General features: G+C 69.5%; 20 protein-coding genes. 9 read left to right on the top strand and 11 right to left on the bottom strand.

Annotation, left to right across the window (positions count from 1 at the left end; translation table 11 throughout):
* Positions 1 to 82 precede the first annotated feature (82 nt).
* The 4 genes from BS329_RS15390 (at position 83) to BS329_RS15375 (ending at position 3,705) form a co-directional block, all read left to right on the top strand.
* Complete coding sequence (locus BS329_RS15390; RefSeq protein ID WP_143253046.1) at positions 83 to 1,090, top strand: alpha/beta hydrolase; 1,008 nt, start codon at positions 83 to 85, stop codon at positions 1,088 to 1,090.
* A 76-nt stretch (positions 1,091 to 1,166) separates the two neighbouring features.
* Positions 1,167 to 2,270 carry a hypothetical protein gene (locus BS329_RS15385; protein WP_076161226.1) on the top strand — a complete coding sequence of 368 codons (1,104 nt, stop codon included), beginning with the start codon at positions 1,167 to 1,169 and terminating at the stop codon, positions 2,268 to 2,270.
* Complete coding sequence (locus BS329_RS15380) at positions 2,267 to 2,812, top strand: hypothetical protein (RefSeq protein ID WP_143253045.1); 546 nt, start codon at positions 2,267 to 2,269, stop codon at positions 2,810 to 2,812. Before BS329_RS15385 ends, BS329_RS15380 begins: the two co-directional genes overlap by 4 nt.
* Positions 2,813 to 2,901: 89 nt before the next feature.
* Positions 2,902 to 3,705, top strand: a complete 804-nt coding sequence (locus tag BS329_RS15375) for a hypothetical protein (RefSeq protein WP_076161221.1) — start codon at positions 2,902 to 2,904, stop codon at positions 3,703 to 3,705.
* A gap of 111 nt (positions 3,706 to 3,816) precedes the next feature.
* On the opposite strand, the gene BS329_RS15370 is transcribed toward BS329_RS15375, so the two are convergent.
* The 5 genes from BS329_RS15370 to ligD all read right to left on the bottom strand — a co-directional run bounded on the left by BS329_RS15370 (position 3,817) and on the right by ligD (position 9,608).
* Positions 3,817 to 4,383 (bottom strand): nucleoside 2-deoxyribosyltransferase domain-containing protein, encoded by a 567-nt coding sequence (locus tag BS329_RS15370; protein ID WP_084749766.1) that lies wholly within the window; start codon positions 4,381 to 4,383, stop codon positions 3,817 to 3,819.
* A 198-nt stretch (positions 4,384 to 4,581) separates the two neighbouring features.
* A complete protein-coding gene (casA, locus tag BS329_RS15365; protein ID WP_076161216.1) occupies positions 4,582 to 6,291 on the bottom strand; it encodes a type I-E CRISPR-associated protein Cse1/CasA in 1,710 nt (569 codons plus the stop codon).
* 2 nt (positions 6,292 to 6,293) lie between these two features.
* Entirely contained in the window at positions 6,294 to 6,908 is a 615-nt protein-coding gene (locus tag BS329_RS43355) for a hypothetical protein (RefSeq protein ID WP_076161213.1), read from the bottom strand.
* A gap of 299 nt (positions 6,909 to 7,207) precedes the next feature.
* A complete protein-coding gene (locus BS329_RS43865) occupies positions 7,208 to 7,435 on the bottom strand; it encodes a DUF2188 domain-containing protein (RefSeq protein ID WP_076161211.1) in 228 nt (75 codons plus the stop codon).
* A 103-nt stretch (positions 7,436 to 7,538) separates the two neighbouring features.
* The gene (gene ligD, locus BS329_RS15350; RefSeq protein ID WP_084749758.1) at positions 7,539 to 9,608 is read right to left on the bottom strand and encodes a DNA ligase D; all 2,070 of its coding nucleotides are present in this window, start codon (positions 9,606 to 9,608) and stop codon (positions 7,539 to 7,541) included.
* A 177-nt stretch (positions 9,609 to 9,785) separates the two neighbouring features.
* Between ligD and BS329_RS15345 the strand changes: the two genes are divergently transcribed.
* The 3 genes from BS329_RS15345 to BS329_RS15335 all read left to right on the top strand — a co-directional run bounded on the left by BS329_RS15345 (position 9,786) and on the right by BS329_RS15335 (position 12,599).
* Positions 9,786 to 10,025, top strand: coding sequence for a hypothetical protein (locus BS329_RS15345; RefSeq protein WP_076161208.1), 240 nt, complete (start codon positions 9,786 to 9,788; stop codon positions 10,023 to 10,025).
* A gap of 302 nt (positions 10,026 to 10,327) precedes the next feature.
* A complete protein-coding gene (fxlM, locus tag BS329_RS15340; protein ID WP_076161206.1) occupies positions 10,328 to 11,566 on the top strand; it encodes a methyltransferase, FxLD system in 1,239 nt (412 codons plus the stop codon).
* A gap of 307 nt (positions 11,567 to 11,873) precedes the next feature.
* Positions 11,874 to 12,599: a M50 family metallopeptidase gene (locus BS329_RS15335; protein ID WP_076161203.1), complete on the top strand. Its 726-nt coding sequence runs from the start codon at positions 11,874 to 11,876 to the stop codon at positions 12,597 to 12,599.
* Positions 12,600 to 12,797: 198 nt separating this feature from the next.
* Here BS329_RS15335 and BS329_RS15330 read toward each other — a convergent pair whose 3' ends face one another.
* Entirely contained in the window at positions 12,798 to 13,166 is a 369-nt protein-coding gene (locus BS329_RS15330) for a hypothetical protein (protein ID WP_076161200.1), read from the bottom strand.
* Positions 13,167 to 13,176: 10 nt separating this feature from the next.
* Here BS329_RS15330 and BS329_RS15325 point away from each other — a divergent pair, with 10 nt between their 5' ends.
* Together BS329_RS15325 and BS329_RS15320 are read left to right on the top strand one after the other, a co-directional pair.
* On the top strand, positions 13,177 to 13,770 hold the full coding sequence (locus tag BS329_RS15325; protein WP_076161198.1) for a vitamin B12-dependent ribonucleotide reductase: 594 nt from the start codon (positions 13,177 to 13,179) through the stop codon (positions 13,768 to 13,770).
* Positions 13,771 to 13,778: 8 nt separating this feature from the next.
* The gene (locus BS329_RS15320; RefSeq protein WP_076161195.1) at positions 13,779 to 14,276 is read left to right on the top strand and encodes an NUDIX domain-containing protein; all 498 of its coding nucleotides are present in this window, start codon (positions 13,779 to 13,781) and stop codon (positions 14,274 to 14,276) included.
* Between the two features lie 283 nt (positions 14,277 to 14,559).
* Here the strand turns inward: BS329_RS15320 and BS329_RS15315 are convergent, their stop codons facing one another.
* The 5 genes from BS329_RS15315 to BS329_RS15295 form a co-directional block, all read right to left on the bottom strand.
* Complete coding sequence (locus BS329_RS15315; RefSeq protein WP_143253042.1) at positions 14,560 to 15,582, bottom strand: hypothetical protein; 1,023 nt, start codon at positions 15,580 to 15,582, stop codon at positions 14,560 to 14,562.
* 315 nt (positions 15,583 to 15,897) lie between these two features.
* Complete coding sequence (locus BS329_RS15310) at positions 15,898 to 16,605, bottom strand: hypothetical protein (protein WP_143253041.1); 708 nt, start codon at positions 16,603 to 16,605, stop codon at positions 15,898 to 15,900.
* A gap of 31 nt (positions 16,606 to 16,636) precedes the next feature.
* Positions 16,637 to 17,740: a hypothetical protein gene (locus BS329_RS15305; RefSeq protein WP_143253040.1), complete on the bottom strand. Its 1,104-nt coding sequence runs from the start codon at positions 17,738 to 17,740 to the stop codon at positions 16,637 to 16,639.
* The gene (locus BS329_RS15300) at positions 17,728 to 18,252 is read right to left on the bottom strand and encodes a hypothetical protein (protein ID WP_076161184.1); all 525 of its coding nucleotides are present in this window, start codon (positions 18,250 to 18,252) and stop codon (positions 17,728 to 17,730) included. The genes BS329_RS15305 and BS329_RS15300 overlap by 13 nt, the downstream gene beginning before the upstream one ends.
* A 401-nt stretch (positions 18,253 to 18,653) precedes the next feature.
* The gene (locus BS329_RS15295) at positions 18,654 to 19,517 is read right to left on the bottom strand and encodes a hypothetical protein (protein WP_076161181.1); all 864 of its coding nucleotides are present in this window, start codon (positions 19,515 to 19,517) and stop codon (positions 18,654 to 18,656) included.
* Positions 19,518 to 19,566 lie beyond the last annotated feature (49 nt).

Here is a 19,566-nt window from a genome sequence, read left to right as displayed (position 1 = left end):
GGGACCTGTAAGGAATCGTGCCCGCGGCACGGGACGACGGCGTCGGCTCCGCAGGCCGGTCGGCGCCGTGGGCGTGGCGCTGATGGCCGCGCTCCTGAACCCGGCCGCCGCGTCGGCCGACGCGGCCGGCGCCGCGGGGCGGACGTGTCGCGACGTCACGATCCCCGCGACGTCGGGACTGCTGAACGCCTCCATCCACGGTGTCCTGTGCACTCCGGCCGGACCGGCGAAGGACACCGTTCAGGTTCTGCTGCACGGCGGCACATACAACTCGTCCTACTGGGACTTCCCGGTCGCCGAGGGCCGGTATTCCTATGCCCGCCAGGCCAATAACAGCGGTTACACCACGCTGGCGATCGACAGGCTGGGCTCCGGGACGAGCACCCGCCCGCTCAGCGCGCTGGTCACGATCGACAGCCAGGCCGACATCGTCCATCAGGTCGTCGGCCGCCTGAAGGCGGGCGAGGTCACCGGCGCCCCGGTCACCCGCGTGGCGCTGGTCGGGCACTCGATGGGCACCGGCGTCGCCTCGGTGGAGACGACCACCTACGGCGACGTCGATGCCGTGGTGCTCACCGGCGGCACCGCCCAGCTCGACACCGGCGCGCTGCTGACCATGCTCACCTCCCAGGTGTGGCCGGCGGCCCTCGACCCGGCGTTCGGACCGCTCATCGATCCGCTGTACCTGACGACGAAGCCCGGCGTGCGCGCCGCGGCGTTCCACGCCGGGGGAGACGTCGACCCCGAAGTCGTCCGCCACGACGAGGCCACCAAGGACGTCGCGTCACCCGTCGAGCTGACGGGAACCGTCCTCAAAGGCTTCTCCGCAGCCACCACCCGCAAGATCACCGTGCCGACCATGGTCCAGGTCGGCAGCAACGACCAGCTCTTCTGCGCCCCCGGCAACGCCGCCGACTGCGCGACCCCGCAGGCCCTGGCCAGCGCCCAGGCGACCGCGTTCGGGCCCGCCGCGCGGCTGCACACCTCCGTGCTTCCCGGAGCCGGACACGACCTGCAGCTTGACCGCAACGGCGCCGACGCCGCGCGCGAGGTGACCCACTGGCTCGACGCGACCCTGCCCAGCCGGTAGCCGCGCCGAGCGCGACACCCGCGCCACCGCTCTGCTGCTCGTAGCCCGATTCGTTTCAGGGAAAGGACTTCACACCATGTCGATCACCAGCACCGGGACCACCGTCGTTCCCGTCCACCGGCACCTTCAGTCGCTGCCTGTTCATCCGGTCGGCACGGTGCCCGCGGCACTCAGCCACGAAATGGGCACCGCGATGATCTGGTTCCTGGAGCATCGCGGGGGAGCGCCGCTCACCGCGCTGCCCTTCGACACCGACCCGCGTTGGATCATCGACTGGCTCGACAACCTCGCGCGGATCCCCGCCCTCGAACTTGCGCACCCCGGGGACAGCCGCGGCTACGACGACATGCCGTACTACCGGATCCGGCCCGGACACCAGCTCACACCCGAGGACCTCTCGATGGGCCGCGTCGAGCAGACCGAGACCGCGTTCGCCATCCTCGAGACCCTCGACACCGGCGGCGCCGTGGACCGCCTACAGGTCAGCATCCCCAACGCGTTCGACCGCGCCTTGTTCGCCTCCGGGTCGCCCGAGGCCGCCGCCGAGTGGATGCCCGACATGCAGACCTCCGTCAGGACCGAGGTCGCCGAGATCGCCGCGCGCTGGGGCGAGCGGGTCCAGCTGCAACTGGAAACCCCGGCGGTCCTGGCCTCCTACCACCGGACCCCGCGCGAGGACTGGCCGCTGCTGACCACCGAACTCGTGCAGCAGGTCACCGGCGTCATCGGCGCCGCTCCGGACGCCCGCTGGATCCTGCACCTGTGCTACGGCGACCTGGAACACCAGGCGCTGTTCACCCTGGTCGACCTCGACGCCGCGGTGCAATTCCTCAACGCCCTGGCCGAAGCACTCGCCGCGTACGGCATCCCGATGCCGACCGTGCACCTGCCGGTCGCCTACGGCAACGCGGCCCCACCCACGAACCCCGGCTTCTTCCGTGCCCTGCTGTGGCTCCGACGCGGAATCAGGATCATCGCCGGAGTGGTTTCGGAGGACTATCCGACCCAGAGCAGTGTCGCGCTCTCGCTGATCATCGACGCGCTGGGCGAGCCGGTCGAAGCCATCGCCGCCGGATGCGGCCACGGGCGGCGCACCGTCACCGCGGCGGCCGCGAACATGGCCCTGGCCGCACGGCTGGCCCACGAGTGGAGCCCCGCCCAGACCAGGCGATCCGCATGACCGCCACCCCGGACGCCGGAGCAAACTCCTCTCGGCAAAGCCCGATGGCCGACGAGCCCTCCGACCTCCGACTCACTTCCGATGGCGAGTGGGAGCCTGACCGTGCGCTTCCCGACATAGGCGAGAAGGAGTTTCTCGATGCGGCGCTCGAGCGGAACGGATGGGCGCCGCTGATCCACCTCGGAGGCGGCGAAGACATGGGCGTCGAAGTCACCCTCCACCAACAGCGGGCCAGCACCGGCCATCCCGAGTACCTGCTCTCGGTATCAGGACCGGAGTTCGGCTCACCGGCCCTGCGGCTTCCGAACCTGCCCGAGGCGATGCGGCTGCTGGCCCAGTGGGCGCCGATCGTGCAGGCCGCGAGCATCACGCACATCCTGGGCGACTTGATCCCGGGCGAAATCAAGCACTACGGGCTCGTGGAAACCATCGCGGCCCGCGCCGCCTGGGGCGTGGCGGAGAAGCGGCCGGAACTCCAGGCCGACCGCAGGATGCAGGACCGCGTGGAAGAAGCCCGGTACCGCGCGGCCAGAAAGCCCTGACGTCGACGCCGTTCACCAGCGTACGACCCCAAAGCCTCATGGCATCGGTGCGCGCGGAAGGCACACTCGGGATAGCGAAAGGGAATTCGATGGCGCAGCACGACGACACCACCAGCGTTTGGACGCTTAAGCATGACGTCGTGCTGCCCTACGGCCAGCTCGGCGTGTGCACGGTCGTCCACGTCCGGGCCTACGAACGACATTTCGGTGAGGCGGCGGTGGTCATCCTCGGCCAGTTCGGTCACTTCGTAGGACAGTCGCTCACCAACTCCATCGAGCAGGCCGCCGCCGCGGCACAGACCGCGCTCTACCCGGACGGACGGCATCTGCGGATCATCCAGCACATGCCCTACTGCACCCTCGACCACCGCAAAGTACCCGAATTCCGCGAAGTCCACCTCGCTCGCCACCGCCGAGGACCGCTCCGCAGATGGTGGCAACGCCGCCTCGACGACCGTCTCGCCCGGTCCGCCGTAGCGGCCACCGTGGTCGGCGCCGACGGTGCGATCCGCCACGTCTATCCCGACGTCAGACCCGAGAATCTGCCCTGGAAGTTCACCGGACCAAGCTGGCACCAGCTCGCCCTGCACTGGCCCGCCGAGGAACGTCCGGCCCTCCCCGAGATGTACCCGCTCGACCTGATCCGCCCGGCCGAGGTAGAAATTCCCGACGTCCTCGGTCATCAGCGGATCCAGGTCTGGCCGGAAGCGCTCTACACACCAGAACTCATTGGCGGCCCATCGGTGCTCCCGGTGAGCGCCGAACGGAACGCAGCAGTCCGGGCCCGGAATGACGCCACGGGAGCCTTCTTCGAGGCGGTCACCGATCGTGAACCAGGGGAAATCGTCGAACTGCACCAAGTTCGGCGGGACGACCCGACGCAGAACCAGTAGGAGCGCTCTCGGCGCCGTTCCCGTGCGGTGTCAAGTCCGCCAATCCGCGTGCGGCGAGGATGTTCGGAGGACTTCATCGCACGGCCAAAGAGTTCTGACGCCGGCGGCCGTTCACTGGTTGGTGGCACCGCGCGGCTCGAACGACGCGATAACAGCGGTCAGGACGTCGTCGAGCGTCGAGTAGACCGGTAACCCTGGGCGGGCGAGCTGACACAGCATGTGGACGTCCGCCTCCCGGGGATACCCGGGAGCCGCCCCCACAACGATCTCCCGGGACTCCCCGAGCGCTTGGCCCAGCTCGAACATCGCTATTGGTTGCGTCGAAATCGCAGGATCCGATCGCGGAAACCAAAACAACGTCCGATCCGCCAACCGCAGATGATGCTGTTCCCAGCTCACCTGCTCCCACGCCGCACCGGGATCCTCGATCGGGAATCGTGCCCGGTTCGGGTTGAGTACCACGAGTTCCACCGGAGACGACCCGAGAACTGTGACGGCTCGTTGGTGCCACGGCTCGGCGATCCCGGTGATGCCGCCCGCGAGAAACACCGACGGCGGATCCTGCGGCTGAGGCCGGTAGTAGGTCGGGGCCTCCACGTACTGGCGTTGCGCCGGAGCGCGCCGTGACGTCGCCGGTACATGGTGACGGCTACGGCTGTTGATGGAAGACAAGGACATGCGTCCATGATCGTTGCGGCGACCTCGTTGAGGACCAGGTTGCCTCAGGCTGACGTCCCTGGGCAACGGGAAACGTCCGGCGGCCGATGGCAGCGCGGAAGGTCCGGTTTACTCGCTCGCGTCCGGAGTTCCGGACTGCCCTGTCTACAAGGGACACTGTGAAGGTGCGTTCGGCGCGTCGAGCGTCGCCTCGGTGATTCAGGTGCCGGGTCGCGGTGCTCGTGCCGGGGTGATCAGGGCGTCGGCTGGGGGCCAGCCGTCGTTGATGCGCGCCCGGAACGCTGCTTTGGTCACTTGGCAGCGCGGGTGGGTGGCCCATTGCGCGAGGGTTCTGGTTTCGCCGTCGATGGTGATCGGCGGCGAGGGCCGTCTGCCTCCTCCTCGCGACGGTGCGGACGCTGGCGGCTCATCGTGTGTGGCGAGGGTCGCGAGGTAGCGGAGGCGTTCCTTCTCCATGGCGGCGTCGAGGCGCCCGGCGATGGGCAGGGTCCGGGTGGCCGAGGTGTGCAGGAGCGCGAAGATCGTCGCGCCGAACCTCTGCGCGGGATCGGTGGTGGCCTCCGGGGCCGCGTCGGCGTCCAGGGTGGACAGCTCGTCGACGAGGTTCCACCACGCGGCGTCCGCCTGGCCGGGGTCGATCGTGATCCGGGCGGCCGCCTGATTCACATACGGCAGCAGTTCCCCGGCGAGCCGGGGAATCTTCCAGACCAGCGCGGCCGTGGCGGTCGCGGTCCGTGCGAGAGCGCGGGCGGGGGAGCTGCCTTCGGTGTGCAGGCGCAGCGGCCCGAGGCACACGGTGCCGGAACGGATGTCCTGCAGGGTGGAGCGGTGGACGTTGGTCTGGGTCTCGGTCAGCCAAAGCCGCAGCGGGTAGTCGCCGTCCACGGTCGTCCGGCGCGCGGCGGCGAGGGTGTGGTCGAGCGCCCGACTTCGGGACGGATGGGCGGGGTCGAGCAACCGCGCGACGTTCCAGGGAGCGGGGATCCGCCCGAAGCCGTTGAACAGGTTCTGCGCCGGGGTCGCTCCGCCGGAGCGTTTGGGCGCCCAGGCGGCGGTGTCGTCCAGGGGAGCGGACGCGTCGTAGCCGCCGTCGACACGGTCACCGTCGTGCCAGGCCACAGCGTCGATGTGACCGTCGACGTCAGGACGCAGCCTGATCCGCCGGGACGGCCAGGTCAGGTAGTCCAGCCGCCCGGCGGGGACGCGGACCTGGACCCCGGGCTCGGGGCAGTCGCGTTCCCAGACCGGCGCGTCGCCGGAAGCCCGTGGCCGGGGCGGGAGGTTGAGCAGCAGGGTGTCCTTCAGTGTCCGCCCGTCGACCAGCAGCAGGGTCGACGCGGCGACCTCGCCCAGCTTCGCGCCGAACGTCCTGTCCTTGGCGGAACCGGGTGGGGCGCCCTTGATCCCGGCCACGTCGTAGCCGAGCAGGATCAGCAGATACCGGGCCGCCTGGCCGGGCGGATGCGGCGGGTAGACCGCCGGGTTCGCCATCCGGTGGTTGAACCATCCCGCGGCCGCGCCGCCCAGGAAAAGCGGGTCCAGGACGTCGGGCGTGCGGCGGTACTCGATCAGATGGCCGCATTGGGCGAAAGGCCGCTCGGGGTGCAGCAGATCGAACCGTCCGCTCCAGCGTTCGAGGTAGGCGGCGATCCGTCCGTCGGGGGCGAGCGTGTTGGCCTGCCACGCTCGGTCCCATTCTTCGTCGGTGGCAGGTCCGGCCGCGGCGTCGTAGATCGCCAGCAGCAACCGCAGCAGTACAGCGGTCTCCTGTGGGGAACGGCCGGACAGGCGGATCTCGTGCGCGCGGGCGAAGACCTCGCTCAGGCTCGCGTCGTGTTCCGGTCCGGCGGTGTCGGTTGAGATCGGGATCCAGGGCTGGCTGATCAGCGAGAACGAAGGAGTCGGCACGGTCAGACGGCCAGCTCTGCCAGGTCGACCACTTCGACGGCGGCGACGTCCTGGTGTCCGTCGGGGGTGAACTCGACCCGGGCCTGGCCGACGCGCTCGTCGTAGGGGATGAGTTCGACGAGCAGATGGTGCGCGGCGTCGGCGAAACCGTTCGAGGTGAGCGTGTGGTCCCCGGTGGTGAGCGTCGACCATTCCTCGGTGTCGGCGGTCCTGGTCTCGACGCGGTAGGTGTGGGCGCACTGCGTGAGCCCGTCGACGTCGGTGTAGTCCCACCAGGCGTACATCTGGTCGTCCGCGCAGTCGGCCATCGCCCGGACCTCGTCCTCGTAGCGGGCCTCCGCCGTGGCACGGTCGGCGGCGTCGAGGTAGCTCGTGCCCATGTTGTCCTCGGTGCGCACCGCCCATCGGGACTCGCTACCGGGCGCGGTGTACGAGGTCAAGACGGCCTCGAACGTGCGCTGCCCGATCGAATCGGCGCAGTAGGACTCCCGTTGGCCGGTCCGGCACTCCTGGTCGATCAGCGCGCGCAGCGCGGTGATCGTGTCGGTGTCCAGCTCGCCGGTCTCGCCCGCGTCGGCCTCGTGAACGCTGCTGATGATCCGCACAGTGCCGGTCATGTCGGTCCTCCCCGTCGGTCGCGAGGCCCATACCCAACCAAACTATCCAACTCAAGTCAACATAGTTCGTGAATTGGATAGTTCGTGGTTCGTGTTGACTCGACCTGGTCGAAACGACAGAGGTGGCCGGCGCGGGGTGAAGATGATCGACCACGACGTGCGGGTCGGCAGGATCACCAGATGCGCTCACGGCCGCATTCTCGCGCGCCCGGCGCGCTGTACGACCGGGTGTATCAGTGCTGCGCCGACGAAAGCCAGTCGGCCGGCCCGGGGGAGGAGCCCGCGAGCCGCCGCGTGGTTCAGCCGGGGATGTTGCGAGGGTCGTGTCCGGTGTAGGTGTTGCGTTCGCCGATGGTTCCGTCCATGTTACGGATGAAGTGCTCGACCTTGCGTTCGATGGCCAGCTCGCGGCCCTTGGCGACGGCGTCGGCCTTGGTGGCGTAAGCGCCGCCGACCGGCTCGGTCTCGCCCTCGACCTTGTTCCTCCACTCACCGTTCTGGTGGTAGGTCTCGACGTCGCCTTTCACGCGGCGCTCCTCTCGTCCGGCGGGATACAGCCTCACCACCCAGGTACCCGCCACGACGACCGGACGAACATCACCATCCCGGCCGCCAGCCACACACGCGTACTCAACCGGTGGGCAGTGGTGCGCGGGTGTTGTCGAGGCCGGTGAGGAGGTCGCCGTGTTCGGCGACGCGGCCGAGGACGTCCTCGGCGGTGAATACCAGCTGGGCGGGGCGCCGGCAGGCATGGATTTCGTTCCAGGTGATCGGGGTGGAGACGGTGGGCTGGTCGCGGCCACGCAGCGAGTACGGGGCGATGGTGGTTTTGGCGATATTGTTCTGCGACCAGTCGATGAACACCCGTCCGACGCGCTGGGCCTTGGACATCACCGCGGTCACCCGATCTGGTGTGTCGCGCGCCAGGCGCTGAGCGAGCCGCTTCGCATACGCCGACGGGGCGGCCGGGTCGTCGGTGTCGATCGAGCAATACAGCTGCATCCCCTTCGAGCCCGACGTTTTCGCGAACACGGTCAGCCCGTCGGCGGCCAGCACCTCGTGGAGCCGTTCGGCGACCCGGCAGCAGTCCACGATGGACGTGTCAGGTCCGGGGTCGAGGTCGAACACCATGCGGTCCGGTGCCCGGCGGACCGGGGGAGGGCCGGGGTCGACGGTGTACTGGGGGACGTGGATTTCCAGGGCGGCCATGTTCGCCGCCCACACCAGCCCGGCGAGCTCGTCGATCAGCGGGTACTCGATCGGGTCACCGCGTTGGCCGTGGCGGCTGCGGCCGCTGGTTCTCGGCAGTGCGACGGTGGGGAGCCAGTCCGGGGCGCCGCGGGGGACGTTCTTCTCGAAGAACTGCTCGCCGCCGACGCCGTCGGGGAAGCGGATGACGGTGATCGGCCGTCCGGCGAGGTGGGGGAGCAGGACGGGGGCGATGTGAGAGTAATAGTGGATGACCTCACCCTTGGTGAACCCGGTGCGGTAGAGCGGCTTGTCCAGGTTGGACAGGGTGAGCTGCCGGGCACCGGCCTGCACAGTGATCTTCGGACCGAGCGGGCGAGGCGGTTCGTCCGGACCGGGCGGGCGCGTGCCGGTCGCCGCGGCGGGCACGTCCGGGAGAGCTGGGGTTTCCGGCTCGCGGAGTGGCCGGGGCGCGAGGACCTCGACGGGTTCCTTGTCGTCTCGCAGGCCTCGCCAGGCGGTGTGACGCAGGCGTCCGCCGCTGCGGGTGACTTGCCGGAACACGACCTCGCCGACCATAACCGGCTCCACCCAGCGAGCGCGGGCGACGTCCGCGCGCGGTGGATCGTCCGCGAACGGGTGCCCTGGCCGGTGCAGCGCCTCGAGGCGGACGTGGAGACGGGCGCGTTCGGCGTCGGTGAAGCCGGTGCCCACGTCACCGAGGTACCGGAGCTCGCCGGTGCGGGGGTCATGCGCGCCGAGCAGCAGGCCGCCCACCGTGCCGGTGAAGCGGCCCTGACCCGGGCGCCACCCGCAGACGATCACCTCGATCGTCTGCGTGAGGGGGTGCTTGAGCCACGCGTCGGTGCGCTTGCCCGGGGTATAGGGCGCCCGGCGGTGCTTCGCGACGACGCCCTCGTGACCCGCCGCTGTGACGTGGGCGAGCAGATCAGCGGTGGTCCGGCGGTCGGCGTCGAGCTCGATGAAGGTGAACGCGCGCACGACCGCGACCCGGTACGGGTCCGGCATCGGCACCGCGAGCAACCGCTCACGACGCTCGTCATAGGCAGCTCGCAGCAGCGACTCCTCCCCGAGCTGGAGCAGGTCGAACGCCAGAAACCGCACCGGCAAGTCGGTGAACGGCTCGGCACGGCGCAGTGAGGCGCGATGCGTCTGGTAGCGGCCGCGCCGCTCCTGCAGCATCCCGAACTCCGGCTGCCCGGCCTCGTTGTAGACGACGATCTCCCCGTCCAGCACCGCGGCCATGCCCTCCAGTGCCGGGGCGAGGACGCCGGCGAGCTCGGCGAACTCGGCGGTGAAGTCGTTGCCGCTGCGGCTGGTCAGCCGCGTGGCGCCGTCCGGTGCGACCTGCATGCAGCAGCGGTAGCCGTCGAGTTTGTACTCATACGCCCACTCCGGGCCCTCTTTCAGCCGTCCACCGTCCGATGTGGCCAGCATCGGCTCGATCCAGCCAGGCACCTGCGAGCCGGCACGGCGTGGCCTGTCCGCCATCCCCGCACCTCCCCTCGACTCCGCGACGAGACACACCCGCCACGGCCCCATCGTCCCCCGAACCGCCGGCCTTCGCCTCTCGACTGTCCACATCCGACACCGCATGACCTGCGGAGACCGGGAAGAAGAAGGCTCGACTGCGCCACGGTGCGGGTGCAGTCGGGAGTAACACCGAGGGTGTCCGGCACGACCTACGCAGAGGCAGGCAGGGAAGTGAGTGAGGTCGAGATGGTGATGGACGAACAGGACCCGGCCCTCCGGGCGCTGGCCGCGTGGCGGGCCGACATCGACAGCGAGCGCTTTCCCGAGATGGTCACTGTGGACACCGCTGTCGCGGTCGTGACCGCGGCCGGTCGGCGGCGCGGATGCCGCCCCGGCGCGTGGTTCTGGCGGCAGCGGCGGTCGATCAGCGCCTGAGGTCGCCCATCACGGTGGCGGCCTCGCCCACTCTGGTGTCGCGATGGTTTTCCGCAGACAGGCGAGAAACTGTCGCGGCACCACCCGATCGGGTACGCCTCGGCGGAGGTGGCGCGCCGTGAGAGCTGCACGTCGTCGCCGCACCGCACCCCGGTCGAAGCGGGCGCCGCATGAGAAGGGCGGGCGTCGTGGCGGATTCTTGTCGGGGGTCTGGCCCAGAATCGGCCATCGGTCGCGTTCGGTCGCCCTCGCTGCAGCGGGCAACACCGGCCACGCGTTCACCTTCCTCACGAAAGGTGCTGATGAACTTCACCAGCACCGGCATGTCGCCCGAAGCGCTGCGGGAGACACTGATCGACGTCATCAAGGAAGCTGGGCACGCCCGCACCCGGGCCGTCGAAGACGCGTTGCGCGCGGTCGAACGCCACCACTACGTCCCGCATGTCGATCCGGTCGATGCCTACGCCAACGACATCGTGGTCACCAAGCGAACCCCGGAAGGCGAGGTACTCAGTTGTGCTTCGCAGCCCGCCGTGGTCGCGCTCCTGCTGGACCAGCTGCGCCCGCGGCGCGGTGATCGTGTTCTCGAAATCGGTGCCGGCACCGGATACAACGCGGCGCTCCTGGCGCATCTCGTCGGCGAGGGCGGTCATGTCACCGCGATCGACGTGGACGCCGACATCGTCGATCACGCCCGTGAACGCCTTACCGCCGCCGGCGTCGGCAACGCCGAGGTCGTGCACGGCGACGGTGCCCGCGGACACGAGCCCGGCGCACCCTACGACGGCATCATCGCCTCCGTCGGCGCCTACGGGATTCCCGACAGCTGGCTGACCCAGCTAGCACCTGCTGGACGGCTGGTGATCCCTTTACGGATTCGCGGGAGCGTGTCTCGCTCGATCGCGTTCGAGCGGGCCCCCACGGGCGGCTGGCGCAGCGCCGAGCACGCGATGTGCGGTTTCGTCCCGCTGCGCGGCGGCATCGCCGACGACCCCCGCAGCCGGATCGATCTGACCGGCGACACCAGCGTCACCCTGCAGAGCCACCAGGACCAGCCCTTCGCCCCCGGGCGGCTGACCGGTGTGCTCGACCAGCCACGCCGTGAGGTGTGGACCGGGGTCACCTTCGCCCGGAGGGAATCGCTGGAGTGGATGTACCTCTGGCTCACCTGCGCCCTGCCCGGCGGGCTGCGCAGCATGCCGGTACAGCAGGCGGCGTTCGATTCCGGCCGCGTCACCCCGATGTTCCGCACCGGGATGGCCGTACCCGGTGACGGCGAGGTGGCCTACCTCGCCAAGCGCCCCGGCGGCTACGACAGCGACGGCCACGAGCTCACCGAAACCGGCGTTGTCGGGCACGGTCCGCACGGTGGTGGACTGGCGGCACGCGTCGCCGAGGAGATCCGCGCCTGGGACAGCAACTTCAGGCACCGTGGCGTCAGGTTCGAGATCCCCGCCGACGGCACCGACACCTCCGACCCCACCCGCGGCCGGTTCTTCCTCGACCGCCCCCATCACCCGATCACCGTCGTCTGGGAGTAGGCCGACCCCGTGGTGGCGCACGAACACCGGGACACCGCAAAACCACGAGAAACTTTCTTTCACACCCGGCCGCCTGAGTCGCGCGGTCAGGTCGGTAGCCGGGCGGGACCCGGCATCGTCGCGGTACCGGACTTGGTCGAGCGAGACAGCGGCGTTGTCGTCGAGGGGTCTGGTCCCCGGTTGGAGGCGGTAGCCGCAGACCGGGCGTATAACGACCTATCCGGCGTGGCATCGAGTCAAAGACCGTCAGCGGCATGACCGGTGTGCCCAGTTCCCCCGCATGTTGCACTGTGGTTGCGTTGCCGTCATGGGAGAGAACCGTTTCAGCGACGTCATCACCGCAGTCGCTCCCGCGCAGGGTTGGTGGCTGGTCGCGCTGACGGGGCTGTTCGCGGTACTGGTGACCGCGTTCTCGATCGTGGGTCCGGTGACGGGCAGGCGGCACGTGCTGGTCAACCTCAACGTTCTGGGGACGGTGGTCCACGAGGCCGGGCATGCCCTGGTCGCCTGCCTCACCGGCGGTGGCGTCTATCGGTTTCAGATCACCAGCCCTGATACGGGATCGGTGGACTCCTGGTACTCCACGAGATTCTCGTCGATCACCACCTCATTAGCCGGCTACGCGATGCCGCCGCTGGCAGGATTGGGTGCCGCGGCCCTGCTGGCCAAGGGCCAGGCCGCCGCTGTCCTGACGGTCACCGCGGCGATGTCGATCCTGATCCTGTGGGTCGCCCGCGACCTGTTCACCCTGGCGTGCATCGTGGCGATCGGGGGTATCGCCGCCGCCCTGTACTGGGCGCCCGCCTGGCTTCAGGTCCTCGTGGCCTACCTCGAGGCGTGGCTACTGCTGTTCTCCGAATTCGGCGGGCTCGCGGCCCTGATCGCGAACCGGGTCCGGTATGTGCAGCGCGACGCCGACGACGCCGACAACCTGGCCGACGACACCTCCATCCCCGGTGTTCTGTGGATCGCGGCGTGGCTCGCCCTCATCCTGTGGGCACTCTGGACCGCGGTTCCGCTGCTGTGGCCGTGATCCCTCTCGGCCTCATCGCCGATGGCGGACGTGCCGAGGTGCTCCAGTCGCCCGTTCAGCCGCCGCCCTGACAACGGCCCCGTCTGGCCGGGGTCGCGCGCACAAGGTTTCTGGCTCAACGAGGCGGCGCGCCCCGACGACAGCGTGCTGGCGGAGCGGAGTCGGGCAGACTGTTGCGATGCGACCGTCGCGTTCGTTCTACGTTGGCCCCGGACGTTCCCCTGTGCAGATCGATACCTGGCAGCAGTTGTGTGCCGCGGTGGACGCCGGCGTGCTGGGGGAGAACCAGTGGGTCGAGACAAACAGGACATCCCGCGAGGCAAGAACACCAGCGGTGAACTGGCGAAAGATCTTGCCTCGCTGAGCGTCGAGGGCGGTCTGCTCGTGATCGGCGCCATCGACAAGATCAGCGATTCGTCCGGTCTGGTGGGGGTCGAGGACCCCGAGGGCCTGCGGGACCGGATCAGTCAGGTCGCGGAGAACCGGGTCAAGCCGCCCCTGAACGTCGTTGTCGATGTTGTTCGCGACGAGCAGGAACAGCGGCCTTGCCTGCTGATAGCCGTGCATTCCTCGGCGAGTGCCCCGCACATGGTCGAGGACCGACCCCGCCTTCCTGCGCCGCTTCGCCGACCTCGAGGTGGACAGCGTGACCCGCGGCGACTGGGCCGCCCTCGCCGACGAGATCGCCACCACCGGGCTGCTGCGGAACTCCTCCACGATCGCGGTGCCGCCGACCGGGCGCTCGGCGCCGGTCGTGCACGCGTCGACCGGGATCGAGCCGCTGTTCCGCCTCTCCGACGACCTGCCCGGACAGCAGCGGGGCGGGGTCGTCGCGGCGCTCACGCGCGCGGGCCGGACCGACGTGCTCGGGTTCGTGTCCGTCCACGGCCGGCTCCCCGCTGACCCGGCGCTGCCCGCGCGGCTGCGGGCCGTGCTGGCGACCGCGACACAGATCAGCCCGGCCGGGCACCTGGCGATGGCGGCCGCCGTGCAGGCCTGCGTGGACGAGGCGGTGTCCAAGACCGTCAACCTGCCCGCCTCGGCGCGGTCGATCGACGTGTACGACACCTACACCACCGCGTTCGAGCTCGGCTGCAAAGGCATTACCGTCTACGTCGACGGATCACGCGACATCCAGCCGCAAGCCCTCGCCACCGCGTCCGCCAGCTGAGGAGACCCATGGCCGCCCCGCAGTACGTGTTCGACACCAAACACGACCGCTACCCCCTCGCCGTACACGTCTTCCTCATCCAGGAAATGGACTGCGGGGGCGAACTACCGGAAGAGAAAGTGCTACTGATGCGGCGTGCCGGTTCCGGGTACGCAGACGGGCAGCTCGGTCTTCCCGCCGGGCACGTCGATCTCGGTGAAACCCCGACCACCTGCGCGGTCCGTGAAGTCGCCGAGGAACTCGGCGTCACCCTCGACCCGGCCGAACTGCGGCCCGCCGGCACGATGTTCCGCAACTCCCAGGAGCCTCGGGTGGACATCTTCTTCACCACCCGGTCGTGGGACGGCACCCCGGAGATCCGCGAGCCGCACAAATGCACCGAACTCGTCTGGGCCGACCCGCAGCATCTGCCCGGCGACGCACTCGACTTCATCGAGCAGGCGTGGAACGACGCACAGAACGCACGCGTGCTACGAGAATTCGGCTTCGCCGCGGCTCCTGTGTAGCAGACGTCGGGCCGGAGGGCAGGCGCCGGTGATGGAGTTCTGCAGCCAGAACCGCAGCAGGCCTCCATCACCGTCGGCCCGGTAGTGAAGCAGGTCGATCTGCGCAGTTCCTCGACGCGGTCCTCAGCAGACGAGTTCATCGAGCAATGTAGGGGAGCGCAGGTCACGACGCCCCGTATGAGCGGATCGGCAGGCGCCGACGCTGATAGCGGCCTCGTCCATCGTCGGTGGCGGACGGCGCCGTGATGCCCGGTCACGTGTACCCGGCGGCGAGGGACGGTGTTCACAGGCCGGGGGGAAAACGCTCGGGCATGTAGCGCTCGTACAACTCGTCGTCGGAGAAGCGCAGGTCCGCGCGGGACCGTGATCGGAGGGCGATCAGGTCGGGCTGGGCCGGATCGCCGAACTCGGCGGCGGGCAGCCAGGCAATCGGCCCCGGATCCGTGCCGGCCTGGTGAATCTCGGGGTCCAGGCGTACCGCGAGCAGGCCGGGACGACGATCAGGCCACCCCGGTGTGTCGAAGACAGGACCGGTGGCACCGAAGCCACCGGTATCGACAGCGATCGCGCGCGGGTTGTGCTCGCGCAGCAAGCCGATCCGGCGGAGCAGGTTGCTCGACCGGGTATGGAAGAGTCCGCGTCTTCTGGCTTCCTCGCCCGCGGCGTAGCGGCGGCCCTCCACGTCGACGGGCCAGTGCAGGTCCCACCAGACCGGATCCTCGTGCGCGGCATACATCCCGAGCAGCTGCCCGGAAAGTTGCGGCCAGTTGATTTCGGTGATGCCGGGGAGAACGATGCGGCAGGGGACCATCGGATCGTCGTGGAGCCTGTAGAACTCCAGCCCGTCGCTGCTCATCCGGGGCCGCAGATAGGGGGCGCCCAGCGCGGTCGCGGTGTCACGACTGCCCCACAGGAGACGGGTGTTCTGGCGGTTACCACCGGTGTCGTGAGCCACGGCCTGGCGTGTCTCGATGTCGGTGTAGCGGATGACCGGCAGGACGGCGTGCAGGAAGGGGATCATCGCGTCGGGGTGGACGTCGATCCGCAGTTCGGTCATGCGCGGGGTGACCGAGCGGATCCCGAGCACGGTGCCGTCCGGCCAGCTGGCGTCCGTGGCCACAGTTCCCCGGCCCAGGCACATCAGCACGTCGTATTCCAGCCTGCGCTGCGGTAAGCCCAGCAGGATCGGCCGGGTGGAGGGCAGCACGCCGTGCTGCTGGTACTCGACCGCGGCGCGCTGGTGATTCTCCAGGGTGAGCGCGCGGCGGCGGCGGATGTGGTCGCGGCGGTGCAAAGCGGTAGGCACTACAGGCTCCTGACCGTGCGGTCGTCCCGGCAGCGACCGACGTCAGGCTCAGGCGTGCAACGAAACTGCGTCACGCGGATGATCGTCGGTGGTCCGTGCTGCCCACAGGGCCGGCTTCGGCTCGGCGCCACCGCCGGGAACGACCTGTGGCACGTCATCGCTGGGCCTCGGAAGTGCCCGTGCGACGGCAAGCTACCAGATCCCCACGAAACCCGCCCCCGCTGGTGTCCACGACGGATCGTCGGTGGCCGTGGCAGCCCGGTCGACAGCGCCGCGCCGCCGCGGCGACGCGGCCCGCGCCTGGTCGTCCTCGTGCTACACCAGCGGCACGTGAGGATCGCAGATCTTGCACAAGCGATACCGGCGGCCGCCCTCAGGACCGGTCCGTTCTGCCCGCCACCGCGACAACTCGTCGTCGGTGACCAGGAGACAGGGCAGCGTCATGTCGCCCCGAAACCCATGTACGAAGGAACGCAACTTGTGGCGGTACAGCAGTCCTCCGCCGTCATCGGCCCGAGCAGGGCTGATCCCGAGGCCTTGCTTCGCCATGTGGCAGGAGGAAGTGTGAATCGACGATTTCGAGACCGCGAACGGGTACCGGTCCAGGTGACGGGCACGATCGACCCGGCGCTGATACTCGTCGTTGTGCGCATCGAACTCCGGTCGCGCAGCCTCGCAGGCCGGGCAGTCACCGACGCACCGGATCGAACTCGACGTCGCCACCTCGGCAACCTCGGGCAGCTGATCCGCGAGCCATGCCCCCTCCGCTCGTTCAGCGAGATCCACCAGTTCCTGCCGCACCTGGTCGACGGGCACCTCGCCCGCGGCGACCGCCTCCAGCGCCCGGACCACGCCAGCGATCTCGATCAAAGCGCCCCAGCCGGGGTCATACCGGCGCTGCATTCCCATCTCGGGACCAACGAACAGGACCGCCATATCCGCGAGTTCGCGAGCCCCGAGGCGCAGAATCATCTTGTTCACCACGCCACGATAGAGATCAGAACGAGTGGTCGGCGTCGTCACGCCAGGGCGCGTTCTGGGTTCCCGCGCGGCGTCACCCGAGCGAGTGTTGCGCGTAGGCGGCACGCGCGAGGGCCTCCGCCGGCCAGAGCTCGTGACGTTCGTCGAACTCACCGTCCCCGCCGGACGACATGCCACCCTCGCTGCTGTGGAGCTGCCACAGGCTCCGCACGCTTCCGTCGATCAGGGTGTAGTCGTGCCGGTACAGGGCTTTCGTGCTCGTCCACGACACCCGATCGGACTGGTCCTGTTCCACGATCGTCTCGGCGTGGGTGACCGCGTCGCGCAGCGGATGCCAGATCGCGCGATCACGACACGCGGTGTTGCTGCACGTGGCCACCAGACCGATGGCGTGCGCGGCCGCGTCCGGCAACCCGGCGGGAGCTGGTGCGGACAGGCTTTCGCGTCGTTCCGGCTGATAGATCTCCAGCCAGTCCGCGCCGCGCACGAGCGCTCCGTCATCCCACAACGACCAGCCTCCCCGCAGGCCTCCGGTCCGGACCACGTGGACGGGCCGGACGCCGGGGGAGTGCTCGACTGCCCCGGGCCACCAATAGGTCCGGCGGGTGCTTACCCACTGCCGCGCGAGCTCCGGATCAGTGGTGACCTTGATACCGGTCATCCGGGACGCGTTGCGGTGCGGGCGCAGGATGATCCGCCCCGGGGTGTCCGGGACGTCCGGCGGGGTCGCGGCGATCTGCTGCTCGACGGTGGTGTGCCCGGCCTCGCGCAGATCGCACATCGCGGCGTGGCCGATCCCGGCGTCGGCGAGCCGGGCGGCGTCGGCGGGCAGGACGCGATGCCCGTAGAGCGCGCTGTTCATGTCGAGCCATCCCGCGCTGTCCCAGTCCTCGCGTGATCGCGCGAGGAACGCGGCGGCGTCGGTCTCGTCCGACAGCGCGAAGCACCGCAGAATCCGCGCGCGGCTGTAGTCCCAGCCCGCGTCGAGCAGTCGCCGCGCGGCAGCGGGCCCGATCCGCAGTTCCGACTGCCAGGTGGCGAGCTCGTATTCCTCGCGCAACGCGCGGATCACCTCGGCCCGACGCGGGGTCAGGGGCTGCCGCCACGCCACGTACGGGCCGAGGTTGTTGAGCGACCAGTCATCGCCATCGGCCCCGTGGTAGGTCAGCGACCACACCACACCACACCTGCCTGCTGGTCGACCAGCAGGCGGTCCGGTGGCCAGCCCCGCCGACGCGACTCCGCGCCGAAGGGCACCGCTACCGCGGCGGAGGTGTCCGGCTCGGCGGGGACCTCGCCGTCGTCGATGCGCCCGTAGCCGAACGCGAACTCCGCCAGGCGGCGGCGCTCCAGGTCCCGTCGCCGTGCGGCGCTGGCTTCCTCGGCGAGCAGGGGAGCGGCCTTCTCGGCGGTGGCGGGACGGACTTTCGCCCGGAACCACCAGCCGTCCTCACCGAACAGCGCGGCGGGACTGTCGCCGTCCTCGTCGCGGATGAACTGCGGCTCCGCCTCCGCCAGCACGCTGACGATCAGCGACACCCAGACGCCGCCTGGTTCGCCGCAGCGGCCGGGGGAGTCCTCGGGAACCGGATGCTCGACCGAAGGGACCTTCGCCCGCAGGACATCGCCGATCTGCCAGAGCGATCCGGGCGTGCGATCCGGGGTGCCGGGCTCGCTGGCGTCGATCACCCACGTCGGGCCGGTGTAGCCGCCGGAGTAGGCGGGCAGTCACCGTCATGAAGCACCGTCCACCGGCCGTCGTTGCGGTCCAGCACGCCGTCGTTCGCCGGAACGTGCTGCCAGCAACGCTGGCACGAACCCGAAAATTGGTTGCGGCGCAAAGGGCTTGTCCTTTTGTTGTATGAACACGGGATCGCAGCAGACATCTCGCGCGGGCGCGAGATCCTCGCCCGTCGGCGACGGGTGCTGCATTGCGAATCCCCGCATACGCGAGGCAAACCCTGCACAGGCAGGGACCACTCGAGCTAAACCAGGCTAGCGTGTACCACCGACAAAACGGCCACGGTGGAGACCGGGCGGCACGTCCGCGCTCTGTACCGCGCCCAGCCCAGCCCCGTGAGGAGCGGACGTCAGGCGCGTGTGTTGATGTCCGCGGCGCGCACGAGCTCGGTCGTCGTCGAATACCGCCTGTACCAGGCGTCGATCTCGGTGGCGCCCTGGATCTCGGTGGACCTGTTCCGCGCCTGGGTGCCCATGGCGGCACGCAGAGCCTCGACGAACCGGGCTGGCCATGTCGTGCCGCGTATCGCCTTGATGATCCCAGTGTTGGCATCGACCAGGGTCACGCTCACCAGTAGGTGACCATCCGGGCCGACGAGGGGAAGACCGGTGGGCGCGTCGGTCTGACGGCAGGCCTGCCAGGGGGTGTCAGACCAGGGGAGGGGATCAAACCGGTGGGCGAGTATCAGCGCGTGCTCGCCCGCGAGGAGAGCGAACCGGGCGTCGCCCTTCTTGACCGCGTTGATCTCCACATTGGTGGGTGCTCCGAAGAACAGCACCATCTCGACGCCTTGGTCGGACAACTTCCACTGGCACGCGCCATCCGGCCACCGGGTCTTGCCGGGGTTGTAAAGCTCGCCGACGGCGTACTTGTACAGCTGCGGTGACGAGTCGGGCTTGTCCGCGTCGAACTCGGAATCGGCAGGCTCGGTGATCAATCCCAGTACCGGATCGATCGGCAGTTCGCACAACACGTAACCCTCGGGCGTGATGGTCCAGCCCGCGCGCAGCACGGCTTTCACCGGCGCCGCCACGGCGTCCTGGGTGCCCTGGCCCTGCGCGGTCACAATCAGGATGCTGTGGCCGCCGTCGGGGATGTAGAGGTGCCAGGGGGCCAGCTCAGAGGGCAGCGCGCCGCGATAGGGGCGGCCGGCGATCGCGTACGCGCCGTAGGCATCGGCAATCGCCTTGGCGGGATCGACATGGTCAGGCACGATCTTCTACCTCCAGGTCTTCGGTTGACTCGGTGTGCGCAGGTGGGTC

Origin of the sequence: Amycolatopsis coloradensis (assembly GCF_001953865.1) — a bacterium.
Taxonomy (GTDB): Bacteria; Actinomycetota; Actinomycetes; order Mycobacteriales; family Pseudonocardiaceae; genus Amycolatopsis; species Amycolatopsis coloradensis.
Note: the sequence above shows the minus strand (reverse complement) of the source record. Positions and strands in the feature narration are given on the sequence as shown.